Source organism: Synechocystis sp. LEGE 06083 (assembly GCF_015207725.1).
GTDB classification, from domain to species: domain Bacteria; phylum Cyanobacteriota; class Cyanobacteriia; order Cyanobacteriales; family Microcystaceae; genus Synechocystis; species Synechocystis salina.
Genome location: NZ_JADEWJ010000098.1, coordinates 1 through 11853, shown reverse-complemented (window position 1 = coordinate 11853; position 11853 = coordinate 1). Strand labels below are relative to the sequence as shown.

At 46.5% G+C, this 11853-nt stretch carries 8 protein-coding genes; 5 read left to right on the top strand and 3 right to left on the bottom strand.

The window, feature by feature from the left end:
* Positions 1-764 (bottom strand): tetratricopeptide repeat protein (locus IQ219_RS09335; RefSeq protein ID WP_194072421.1); only part of this gene is annotated, 764 nt, incomplete at its 3' end.
* 266 nt (positions 765-1030) lie between these two features.
* Between IQ219_RS09335 and IQ219_RS09330 the strand changes: the two genes are divergently transcribed.
* Positions 1031-1870 (top strand): Cof-type HAD-IIB family hydrolase, encoded by an 840-nt coding sequence (locus tag IQ219_RS09330; RefSeq protein ID WP_194072420.1) that lies wholly within the window; start codon positions 1031-1033, stop codon positions 1868-1870.
* 91 nt (positions 1871-1961) lie between these two features.
* On the opposite strand, the gene petH is transcribed toward IQ219_RS09330, so the two are convergent.
* Positions 1962-3203, bottom strand: coding sequence for a ferredoxin--NADP reductase (petH, locus tag IQ219_RS09325; RefSeq protein ID WP_194072419.1), 1242 nt, complete (start codon positions 3201-3203; stop codon positions 1962-1964).
* A gap of 511 nt (positions 3204-3714) precedes the next feature.
* Between petH and IQ219_RS09320 the strand changes: the two genes are divergently transcribed.
* Positions 3715-4713 carry a phosphoribulokinase gene (locus IQ219_RS09320; protein ID WP_190595697.1) on the top strand — a complete coding sequence of 333 codons (999 nt, stop codon included), beginning with the start codon at positions 3715-3717 and terminating at the stop codon, positions 4711-4713.
* 197 nt (positions 4714-4910) lie between these two features.
* Entirely contained in the window at positions 4911-5222 is a 312-nt protein-coding gene (locus IQ219_RS09315) for a hypothetical protein (RefSeq protein WP_194072418.1), read from the top strand.
* Here the strand turns inward: IQ219_RS09315 and clpB are convergent.
* Positions 5196-7814, bottom strand: a complete 2619-nt coding sequence (gene clpB / locus IQ219_RS09310; protein ID WP_194072417.1) for an ATP-dependent chaperone ClpB — start codon at positions 7812-7814, stop codon at positions 5196-5198. The two genes, IQ219_RS09315 and clpB, sit on opposite strands and share 27 nt — an antisense overlap.
* Before the next feature lie 275 nt (positions 7815-8089).
* On the opposite strand from clpB, the gene IQ219_RS09305 reads away from it, so the two are divergent.
* On the top strand, positions 8090-9610 hold the full coding sequence (locus IQ219_RS09305) for a class I SAM-dependent methyltransferase (RefSeq protein ID WP_194072416.1): 1521 nt from the start codon (positions 8090-8092) through the stop codon (positions 9608-9610).
* A gap of 124 nt (positions 9611-9734) precedes the next feature.
* Complete coding sequence (locus tag IQ219_RS09300; RefSeq protein ID WP_228016860.1) at positions 9735-11750, top strand: glycosyltransferase; 2016 nt, start codon at positions 9735-9737, stop codon at positions 11748-11750.
* The last annotated feature ends 103 nt before the right edge of the window (positions 11751-11853 follow it).

Sequence of the window (11853 nt, the reverse complement as noted above, 5' to 3'; positions counted from 1 at the left end):
TCCTTATACTGCACCGGGGCCAGCATAATTGCCTGCTGGAAGAAAGGATCCGCTTCCTTTAATTTGCCGGTTTGGGCCATGACCTGGGCCTGGGCTAGGACTGGACGAAAATCATTGCTATTAACTTTACTGGCGGCTTCATAAATGGCGATCGCCTGGTCCGGGCGGTTTTGACTGAGATAAATTTCCCCCAGCAACAGTTGTAGAGAAGTGAGCTGGTCAGGGGGCACAGTACCAGGGGCTCCGGTTTGGGCTTTGATTGCCTGGGTAATGGCATTTTGCACAATGGCCACGGCCTCAGCGGGGCGCTCCTGTTGGGCATAAAGTCCACTGAGGCCTTTCAACGCCTGAATGTTGTAAGGGGATTGAAGGAGAATTTCTCGGTAAACTTTCGCTGCTCCGGCCTTATCTTCCAGTTGGGTTTTAAGCTGGGCTAACAGGATACGGTACTGCACCTGATCCGCCTTAATCTGTCCCAGCCGCTCTAAAGGGGCGATCGCCGCTGTCAGATTTTTTTGTTGCAGACGAATTTCTAGCAAGCCCTGGAGAGCATTGACGTTATCCGGTTCTCTTTCCAACACTAACTGATAACCCAACGCCTGATTTTCCAGGGGAGTGGCGCCATTGACAACTCCATCAGCAGCGGTGCGGGGTTGCCACAAACCCATCACCAGGGGCACCAAGGAAAATAACACCAGAGCACTGACCATGGCTCCAATGCCCACGTAAACCCAAACATCCCGTTGTGTTCTAGAAGTTGCCACCCCAATGCCTCCTCTGGCAAGATTTATCCGAGCCCAGAACAATAATTTAGATGGTAATGCAACCAATGAACAATTGTCCCGGCGATTTGGTCACACCAAATTAGACCAAAATTTTTGCCTTTCCAGCATAGTCGCTCTGGCTTGGGACGCCAATGTTGGAGCCCGTTGTCAGAATGGTTAAATGGAAGGGGAAATGTAAACCATTGTAAATTTAAGCTTTCTCGCAGAATTTTTGCCCAATTAATCCGTTGCCAGGGAGTTTAACAGTGTCAATCAAGTTAGTGGTGTTGGACATTGATGGCACCATTGCCGGAATATCCAATCAAATCAACCCCACAGTGGTGCAAACCATTCACCAGGTACAGAGCCGGGGTATCCAAGTGGCGTTGGCCACCGGCAGAATGTTCGGTTCAGCCCTGCGCTTCCATCGAGCCATCCAGTCAACTCTGCCTTTGATTAGTTACAACGGCGCCCTAACCAAGCATCCCCACAGCGGCACTGTTTTGAGGGAAAAACCCCTCCCCGCGGCGATCGCCCTAGAGATTTTGGCCCACTTTGAGCAACCGGATCTGCAACCCCACCTTGATGTCCACTGCTATTACAACGACCAGCTCCATGTGCGGCACATCACCCCAGAAACCCATATTTATATGGAAAGGTCCGGTGCCATGGCCCAGGCCAGCGGCGATTTACGATCAATTATTGCATTGGGTAGCACCACCAAAATGTTGGCTATTAGTCGCAATGCTCCCCTGATGGCCCAGTTGATGGCGGAAATGGGCCACAAACTCCGGAGCCAGGCTGTGCATCTGACCCAATCCACTGAAATTTACTTTGAAGTCACCCACGCCGAAGCCACCAAAGGCCTAGCCCTTAAACATTTAACCGAAGAGGTGTTAGGACTTGATCCCCAGGAAGTTTTGGCGATCGGAGACAATTTTAATGATCTAGAAATGCTGAAATATGCCGGAGTCGGAGTGGCCATGGGCAATGCTCCCCCGGAAGTACAAAGGGTGGCGGATTGGGTAACGGCGGACGTGGAAGCCGATGGCGTGTCCCAAGCCTTAGCCAAGTTCTGCCTAGATTCAACCCCAGCTCTCTGTTAATTGTTGGCCCAAAACTGAAAAGGAGCCTACCAATGGCAAACTCCCCTTCAGACCAAACAAATTAATCCACTTAATCCACAGGCAAAAGTCCCTAGTAAGTTTCCACGTGCCAGCGGTGTTCTTTTTTCATTTCCCGTTGGAAAGTGGTCCATTCGGTGCCATTTTGTTCCGCCAGGGCAGTGAAAGCTTCATCAATACCAGGCTCCATGCCTTTGAGACCACACATGTAGGTGTGGGTTTTGGGATTTTGCATCAAATTCCAGAGTTCTTCGGCATTTTCCGCTACCCGGTGCTGGATATACATCCGGCCGCCCTCGGCATTTTGTTGCTCCCGGCTGATGGCATAGGTTAAACGGAAATTGTCAGGAAATTCCGCCGCCATTTTTTCCAAATCGTCTTTATAAAGAATATTTTCTGATTTGGGAATACCAAAGATCAGCCAAGCTAGGCCCTTAAACTTGTAATCTTCGTGTTGTTCCTTGAACATACGCCACAGAAATGCCCGGAAGGGAGCAATGCCGGTGCCAGTGGCTAGCATCACAATGTTGGCATCTTCGTCCGGGGGCAAGAGCATTTCCTTCCCAACGGGGCCGGTGATGGCAATGTCATCCCCTTCTTTAATGTTGCACAGGTAGGTGGAACAAACCCCTTGGACGGTTTCCCCAGCTTCGTTTTGATATTCTAGTTGGCGCACACAGAGGGAAACGGTTTTGTCATCGCCAAAGTCACCGTGCCTAGTGGAAGCAATGGAATATAGGCGCAGTTTATGGGGTTTGCCCTTGTCATCTTCTCCGGGGGGAATGATGCCAATACTTTGCCCTTCCAGATAGCGTAGGTCACCCTGGGAGAGGTCAAAAGTAAGGTGTTGTACTTCGCCAATGCCTCCGTCCCTCACCAAAGGGTAATTTTCTAAAACTTTGCCAATGTAGGGAGTTTTGGGACGATAAATATTGACGGGAATATCGTCAGCTTTCTTTTCTTTGGGGGTTGTTGTCATGGTTTTCTTAGATTCAGGGGCTGGATTAGCCACCGCTTCTGAACCACTTCCCTCGGATTGACTGGGTTTAGCAATGCCCTCGGTGTGGGGTAAAGGCGAATCTCCCTCTAGAGGCTTAATGCTGACAATTTTTCCTCCCATCCGGGTAATGCGTCGCATTTCTTGGTTCATCCGCTTTAGGGGGACGGTAATGAACGTGCTGCCACTACGGCGGATAGGATAGTCTAAGCCATCAGTCATGGTGCTCTGACTCAGGCCGATTACCTCATAAACGAATAAACGATTACCGGCATCGCTCTGGCGGGATGAAGTCGCTACGTAACCGGGACTGTACATGGGTTAATTGCTCCCTACTCAATCAAATAATACTGACAGAAATTTATTGCAGTATTATCAAGCCTACCATCGTCAGGCGATCGCCGTGGCTGGGAGGAGCAGTGGGGTCAGAAGCGGAGATTTAGTCCTATTACCCTAACAAAGTTAACCTTGATAAAATGTAACCCCTGTATCACTTTCCCGGACGATTAAGCCTAGAACGAACTTGAATTAGTTCAACAATGGAGGGGCGCTCCCCTTGGTTGGGTCAATCTTGTAGAAGGGAATACAATTCTGATAGAATTCATACTCAGTATTCAGAGGGTCAGGCTATATCTCTGGCTGGAACCGAAGAGCGTTATCTGGGGTTGACTAAGATGACTAGATCTCAGGATTAGTTTTCCGTCGGCCCTTGACAGGGGGTTAACAAGCCCATAGGCTCTGGTTTGTCTCTCCAACACGCCATTTGGGGTGAGGAGAAATTTTCTAGGAAACCGGGTTAACAATCAGTTTTGCATTTTTGAGGGATGTTATGACCACACAGCTAGACCGCGTGGTTCTTATTGGTGTTGCCGGGGATTCCGGTTGCGGTAAGTCTACTTTCTTGCGTCGATTAACGGATTTATTCGGCGAAGAGTTCATGACGGTAATTTGTTTAGACGATTACCATAGTTTGGATCGCCAGGGCAGAAAAGCCGCTGGGGTCACCGCATTGGATCCCAGGGCCAACAATTTTGACCTGATGTATGAGCAGATTAAAGCGCTCAAAAGTGGTCAATCCATTATGAAACCCATTTACAACCACGAAACGGGCTTGCTGGATCCGCCGGAAAAGGTTGACCCCAATAAGGTGGTAGTGATTGAAGGTTTGCACCCCCTCTACGATGAACGGGTCCGGGAACTGGTGGATTTCGGGGTGTACCTGGACATCAGCGAAGAAGTAAAGATTAACTGGAAAATTCAACGGGACATGGCCGAACGGGGCCACACCTATGAAGATATTTTGGCTTCGATCAACGCCCGTAAGCCCGACTTCACCGCCTACATTGAGCCCCAGAAGCAGCATGCGGATGTAGTTATCCAGGTGTTACCCACCAGGTTGATTGAAGATAAGGAAAGTAAGCTTCTGCGGGTTCGTCTTGTCCAAAAAGAAGGGGTTAAGTTCTTCGAGCCGGCCTACCTGTTTGATGAAGGCTCCACCATTGATTGGCGTCCCTGTGGTCGGAAGCTAACCTGCACCTATCCCGGCATCAAGATGTACTACGGCCCCGATAATTTCATGGGCAACGAAGTTTCTTTGCTGGAAGTAGATGGTCGGTTTGAAAACCTAGAGGAAATGGTTTACGTGGAAAACCATCTCAGCAAAACCGGTACTAAGTACTATGGTGAGATGACCGAGTTGTTGCTCAAGCATAAGGACTACCCAGGCACTGACAATGGCACTGGTCTGTTCCAGGTGTTGGTGGGTCTGAAAATGCGGGAAGTTTACGAACAGTTAACGACTGAAGCTAAGGTTCCGGCTTCTGTGTAACTGCGACACCAATAATTACCTGACCTACTAGTCTGCATAACTTACTATCTTCGTGGTGGCCATGGCTGTGGTTCCACCACGATTTTTATTGGGGTTTGATTTAGGGAAAAAATCTTCTACCATCTAAGGCGGATGTCAGTGTTTGATATCCGTATATGATCCAGGTTGAGCTTACAGGATTGTCTCTGGGGAGGGTAATGATGCCATTTTTAGTGGTGGTGGTGGTGGTTTTATTTGCCGGAGTGCAACTTTTCCAATGGTTATTGGGGATAATTTTGCCCCTGCCCATTTACGTCATGGCCGGTGCTTTTTTGGCGATCGCCAGTAATTATGACAAGGGCATGGCCATTTTGATTAACCGGGGCCAGGGGTTATGGTCCCATCACCAAACCCCAGGGGCAACTATGACAGCGGAGTTAGAATCCCCCAGGGCTGGAGTTGATGAAATTGCTCATCCGTTGGAGTTGACAGCTCAGAAAGCCTTAAACGGTGACCAGGTCTCCCCTTAGGCTGGTAAAACTGAGGCGTTCGTCGGTTTCATCCACCACAATGGTTTCGCCTGGTTGGTAATCCCCCCGTAAAATTCCCTTGGCGATCGCCGTTTCCAGGTATTTTTGGATGGCTCGTTTCAAAGGTCGGGCCCCATACACCGGGTCGTAACCAACGGCGGCAAGGAAGTCTAGAGCTTTATCGGTTAACTTCAAAGTTAACTTTTGATCCTCCAAACGGGAAGCCAAAGATTGAATTTGAATTTGGACAATGGATCGTAACTCGGATTTTTGTAAGCCGTGGAAAATAATCGTTTCATCCACCCGATTCAAAAATTCTGGACGGAAGTTTTCCCGCATCACATCCATCACCCTTGTCCGCATTTCTTCATAACGACTATCATCCCCTGCCACATCTAAAATGTATTGGGAACCCAGGTTACTGGTCATAATGATAATCGTATTTTTGAAGTCCACCACATGGCCTTGGGCATCGGTTAAGCGACCGTCATCGAGGATTTGGAGCATGACATTAAACACATCGCCATGGGCTTTTTCAATTTCGTCAAAAAGAATGACGGAATAGGGACGGCGGCGGATGGCTTCCGTTAATTGTCCCCCTTCTTCATAGCCCACATAGCCCGGAGGGGCCCCCATTAAACGGGAAACGGCGTGTTTTTCCATATATTCCGACATATCGATCCGCACCAGGGCTTCTTCGGTGTCAAACAGATTTTTAGCCAAAGCCTTAGCTAACTCGGTTTTACCTACTCCCGTGGGGCCGAGGAAAATAAAACTAGCCGTGGGACGGTTCGGGTCTGAAAGCCCAGCCCGGGAACGCTGGATCGCTTCAGCTACCGCAGTAACCGCTTCATCCTGGCCAATGACTCGACCATGGAGCTCATCTTCCAAGTGGAGTAATTTTTCTTTTTCCGATTCCACTAGCTTACTGATGGGAATACCAGTCCATTTGGAAATAATTTCCGCAATGTCCGACTCCAGCACTTCTTCGCGCAAAAGGGATTTGCCGGAGGTTTGCTGCTCCGCCAGTTGGCTTTCTAGGGTTTCTACTTGCCTTTGCAGATCCGTTAGTTTTCCGTATTGCAACTCAGCGGCTTTGTTGTAGTCATAGTCCCGCTGCGCCTGCTGAATTTCTAGGTTCACCTGGTCAATGGTTTCCTTAAGATTACGGATTTGGTCAATGACAGTTTTTTCCGATTGCCACTGGCCGTTGAGTTTAGACTGCTCTTCTTTGAAATCTGCCAGTTCTTTTTCTAGTTTTTCTAACCGTTCCTTGGAAGCAGAATCATTCTCCCGTTGTAGGGATAACCGCTCCATTTCTAGTTGCAGAATTTTACGGTCAACTTCATCCAATTCCTCTGGTTTAGAGGTAATTTCCATTTTTAGTTTGGCCGCCGCTTCATCCACTAAGTCGATGGCTTTATCGGGTAAAAAGCGGTCACTAATGTAACGGTTTGACAACATGGCCGCCGCCACCAAAGCACTGTCAGCAATTTTGACGCCATGGTGTACTTCATAGCGTTCTTTTAAACCCCGCAGAATAGAAATGGTGTCCAACACATTGGGTTCATCCACCAAAACTTCTTGGAAACGCCGTTCCAAGGCCGCGTCCTTTTCAATATATTTACGATATTCATCCAAGGTGGTGGCCCCGATACAGCGCAAAGCTCCCCGGGCCAACATCGGTTTTAACAAGTTGCCCGCATCCATCGCGCCTTGGGTAGCCCCTGCCCCCACCACGGTGTGAATTTCATCAATGAATAGAATAATTTGCCCTTGGCTGTCGGTGACTTCCTTCAGTACCGCTTTGAGTCGTTCTTCAAATTCTCCCCGGTATTTTGCTCCAGCAATTAAAGATCCCATATCGAGGGAAATTAGTTTTCGATCCCGCAGGGACTCCGGTACGTCATGGTTAATGATGCGCTGGGCTAAACCTTCGGCGATCGCCGTTTTACCGACCCCCGGTTCCCCAATCAAGACAGGGTTATTTTTGGTCCGGCGGGAAAGAATTTGAATGGTGCGCCGCACTTCTTCGTCTCGGCCGATGACAGGATCTAACTTACCTTCCCGGGCCAACTCTGTTAAATCTCGCCCATATTTTTCGAGGGATTCATATTTACCTTCTGGATTCTGGTCTGTCACTTTTTGGGTTCCTCTAATTTGCTTGATAATTTCTGCTAACTTATTTTCTGTGAGGCCAATTTCTCGATATAAGTTTTTGCCCAGGCGGTCATCTTGGCCGTAGGCCACCATTAAATGCTCGATGGAAATATAGTCGTCTCCATATTTGACCTTGGCCGTTTCTGCATTGTCCAATAATTTATCAAGACTACGCCCTAAATAAATCGATTCACTTGGATTACTTAACTTGGGCTGTTGAGCAATAAAACTATTGACCTGGTCTCTCACCCGGGGAATGCTCACCCCAGCCTTATTAAAGATGCTGGTGGCCAGGCCGTTTTGTTCCAGTAGGGCGCTGAGTAGATGCTCCGTCTCAATTTGTTGTTGTCGATGCTGTTTAGCAATGTCCGGCGTTTTGGCGATCGCCTCCCAAGCTTTTTCTGTAAATTTATTCGGGTCTGTGGGTTGCATAAGATTTTCTATAGGGGCTGTGTAAGGACTACCAAATCAATTTTAGAGGGCGGAATCCAGCGCTAGGAAGGAGGGTTTTCCCGATGGAGCGGTGGGGTTTACCCTTGGCCAACGAACGGGTGAGAGTCTGGCCGAAGGATGCCAGAGGCCGAATTTGGCGAGGCAATGCGACAAAAATAGCCAGGGAGGGGAAATTTCTGCCATTCAGCTAGGCCCCAAAGCCCCTTTCTTGTAAGCTAGGGGCTAATCTTGACCCCTAAGCAGAATCAGAAGCTATGACTTGGAACGAGGGCTACGTCCTAGAAGTTAACTATACCTATGGTTTTTATGGCGAATTGAGTCCCCTCAAATTAGCCCTAGCCGCCACTCTCAAGTCATTAAAATCCCCCAATTTAGAGAAAAACTTTAATTACTGCGAACTGGCCTGCGGCCGGGGATATTCCACCAATTTATTAGCAAGTTGCTACCCCCAAGCTCAGTTTTACGCCAACGATTTTAACCCTAGTCATATTGTTGAAGCCCGCACCCTCGCCGAAACAGCGGGCACTAAAAACGTCCATTTTTTTGACGATAGTTTTGAAGAATTTATCAATCAAGATTTACCTCAGTTTGATTTCATTGTTCTCCACGGTATTTACAGTTGGATTACCCCCAGAAATCGCCTGGCGATCGTGAATTTTATTCGTCAAAAAATCAAAGTGGGAGGCATGGTTTACATTTCCTACAACACTCTCCCTGGTTGGGCCGCAGCCAGACCTATGCAAGCATTGATGCTCCGCTACGGACGCAATTCTTCAGAACCCATTCTGACCCGCATTGAAAAAGCATTAAGTTTCACGGAACAAATGCTAGAGTCCAAGGCAACCTATTTCACTCAAAACCCAATTCTAAAACCTCGTTTAGAAAAACTAAAAGAGCAAAACCGTTACTATCTGGCCCACGAATACTTTAACGAAGAGTGGAATGCTTTTTACTTTGATGAAGTAGCCAAAGAATTGGAGGAAGCGAAGCTCAATTTTATGGGGTCAGCCCATTTAATTGATTATGTAGATGCAGTGAACTTGTCTGCCGCGGCCCAAACCCAATTGTCCCAGGTCACGGATCCCATTTTCCAGCAGGTGGTGCGGGATTTCTTCCTCAATACCCAGTTCCGGCGGGATATTTTTACCCGGGGGCAACTTTCCCTCCTATCCCAAGAACACTTACAAGTTTTGCGGAGTCTCAGGTTTGCCTTGGTGACATCTATCAAATCAATGAAGTTTAAACATCAGTTTCCCTTGGGAGAAGTGGAACTCCAGGAAAAAGTTTATCGCCCTATTTGTGAAGCTTTGGAAAATGGCTCCTTAACCCTGGGGGAATTGCAAAAAGATAGTAGAACCAAAGATATTGCCTTGAACAGTCTTTACCAAGCCCTAATCATTATGACCGGCATTGGTTATACCCACCCAGCGGCAAGTGAAACAGTACGGAAACAAAGACAAAAATCCACCGATGCTTTTAATAGCGCCGTCAAAGCTAAAGCTATTTATAGTGATGAAATGAATTTCTTGGCTTCTCCCCTGGTGGGAACGGGCATTGTAGTAAATCGCCTCGAACAGTTACTACTATTGGCTAAGGAACGAAAACAAGACGGCCCCCAATTTATTTGGCAGGTGCTCTCTGGTCAAGGTAAAAAAATCATCAAGGAAGGCAAAACTTTGGAAACAGAGTCTGAAAATTTAGCTCATCTCGCTACCGTGGCAGAAAATTTCAATGGAGATCGCCTACCATTATTGACTAAATTGGGAATTAGCTAATTGTGCTTATTTTACTAACGGAACATGGTCACCAAGCATTAGCTGATTTGCCGTAACTACGGCGATCGATTGGCTTCTCCATCATTATTAAAGTGGAGAAAAGTTGCTTTTATTTTCCCCGGTAATGAAAAAATTTGTTGTTATCGATCATTCCCTTTGCAACCTGCAAGGACATCACTATGAGTGTAGTGTTGCTGTGGCAGAAGCAGCCCAAAGAAAAGGTTATCAACCGATTATCATTGCCAATCAAGCTCTACAGGAGTCTTTAATTGCTGGAGATATAAAAATCATTCCAGCTTTTCAAGTGGATTGGTTCAACAATCCGGTCAATGTCAAAAACGTAGAATCTGTTGCTCCCGATTCATCAAAGCAAGCCCAACCTTGGCAGGAACGGTGGCAGTATCAGCTTTATCTGTGGCAACAAGATCATCAAGAATTAAGAATATTTTTAGAAAAAGTAGAAGGTAGCACCCAACGATTAAAAGAATGGTTTAAAGCAGATCTTCGATCTTTGCGGTCTATACCCTTGACCAATACAGCTTGGGGCTTATTAAAAATCCTTTGGGGAGTCGTCCGTCTAGTTGCGAAAATTCCCCTAAAAATTGTTGTTAAAATTGTCAATAAATCCAGTAAATCTGAAGAAGTTTTTGCTGTAGAAACTAAGAGTTTTACCCAGACCCTAGAAGAGATTTTACCAGCGTTAGAGTTGACGACGGCGGATCAAGTTCTTATTCATACTTTTGGTATTGAACAGTTAGAGGAGCTATTTTATTTTTTAAATAACCATAACCGGGATAATTTACCCACCTACCATCTTTTATTTAGGCGCGATACCGAAGATTCATTGGTCATCAATGCCGCCGGAATGGGATTGAAAAAATGTTTAGAAAGTTTTTGCCAAACTCAACTCTGGCCCAGCAAAATTCGCTTTTACACAGATACTAAAGACTTGGTTCGGAAACATAATCAACTAAGTCCTGCAATTTTTACTCAAGTACCGATTCCTTTCCGCCAAGAAAAATTACAGTTAGAAAATTTTGATAAGCGTGTTGATAATAAAACTTTTATTCATATAGTTTATTTAGGTGATGCCAGGTCAGAGAAAGGCTATCAGCATTTACCCGCTTTAGTGGCAGACCTATGGACCGATTACCTCAAGCCTGGTTTGGCAAAATTTACCATTCAATCTAACTACAATGTGGCCGGAGGAGAAGAAGTAATCCTAGAAGCTAAGCTAAAACTTTGTCAGTATCCCCGCAGTGCCGTGGAGCTAATTGACCATGCTCTGGAACCCGATGCCTATTATCGTTTATTAGCTTCAGCAGATATGGTGGTATTGCCCTATAACCCAATGAATTATCAGCGCACCTCGGGGGTATTAACAGAAGCTTTAGCGGCGGGTAAGCCGGTGGTGGTGCCCCAGGGTAGTTGGTTAGCGGAACAGGTTGACGACACGAGGGCTGGCATTTATCCCAATCCTCAAGACTTGCCTAAGTCCGTTCGCTATGTGTTGAAAAATCTAGCTAAATTGAGGGAAAAAGCCGAGGAATTTAGCTACCATTGGCAGTCTATGCAATCCCCAGATTACTTTTTAGAGTGTCTGCTTCGGCCATTGGAAATATTACCTGTAAAAACGGTTGAAATTCAGTCTCAAAATTTAGCTATTGCTTCGATACTAGTGATGATGGCTCTGGATAAATTAAGTGAGAGGGATAATCTTAATAAGATCAGATATTTTTGTCGCTGTGGCTATGAAGTTTATGGCATTTTTTACCGCCGTTTAGGACAGGCTGACCCGTCGGAATGGGATTATCTTAGCGATGATTTACAGCATCTTGGCTTAAAACAATATTGGATTTTGCAAGACTATTATCCGCATGATGATTTTTACGATAGTTTTGCCAAAAATTCCACTAATTTATCCCCATACCAACGAGAACAATACTTACAGGATCATTACGCCCGTAAATCAACATTAATTACGGATTGGGTGCAATCGGCAGGCTTGATTATTCCCCTGGAATTACAAAATAAATTGGGAGAGAATATCGATTTAGTTTATGCAGATTCGTTCTTTTGCCAACATTACCTACCAAAGTTAGGCTTGGACCTAACTAGGCACTGTCCTTTTAAGGAGTGAAGTGGCAAAAGCCTCTACAGGTAAGTATTTCTGCAATTTCGACAGGGCGGTCAATGAAGCCCATGGCCATAGCCGGAGTGGTATTTTTTCCCAGACTTCCATG

Bases quoted from the DNA above. Each gene is read 5' to 3' on its own strand.
- petH (WP_194072419.1), bottom strand. From the start codon at position 3,203: ATGTACAGTCCCGGTTACGTAGCGACTTCATCCCGCCAGAGCGATGCC.
- IQ219_RS09320 (WP_190595697.1), top strand. From the start codon at position 3,715: ATGACCACACAGCTAGACCGCGTGGTTCTTATTGGTGTTGCCGGGGAT.
- IQ219_RS09315 (WP_194072418.1), top strand. From the start codon at position 4,911: ATGATGCCATTTTTAGTGGTGGTGGTGGTGGTTTTATTTGCCGGAGTG.
- clpB (WP_194072417.1), bottom strand. From the start codon at position 7,814: ATGCAACCCACAGACCCGAATAAATTTACAGAAAAAGCTTGGGAGGCG.
- IQ219_RS09305 (WP_194072416.1), top strand. From the start codon at position 8,090: ATGACTTGGAACGAGGGCTACGTCCTAGAAGTTAACTATACCTATGGT.
- IQ219_RS09300 (WP_228016860.1), top strand. From the start codon at position 9,735: ATGAAAAAATTTGTTGTTATCGATCATTCCCTTTGCAACCTGCAAGGA.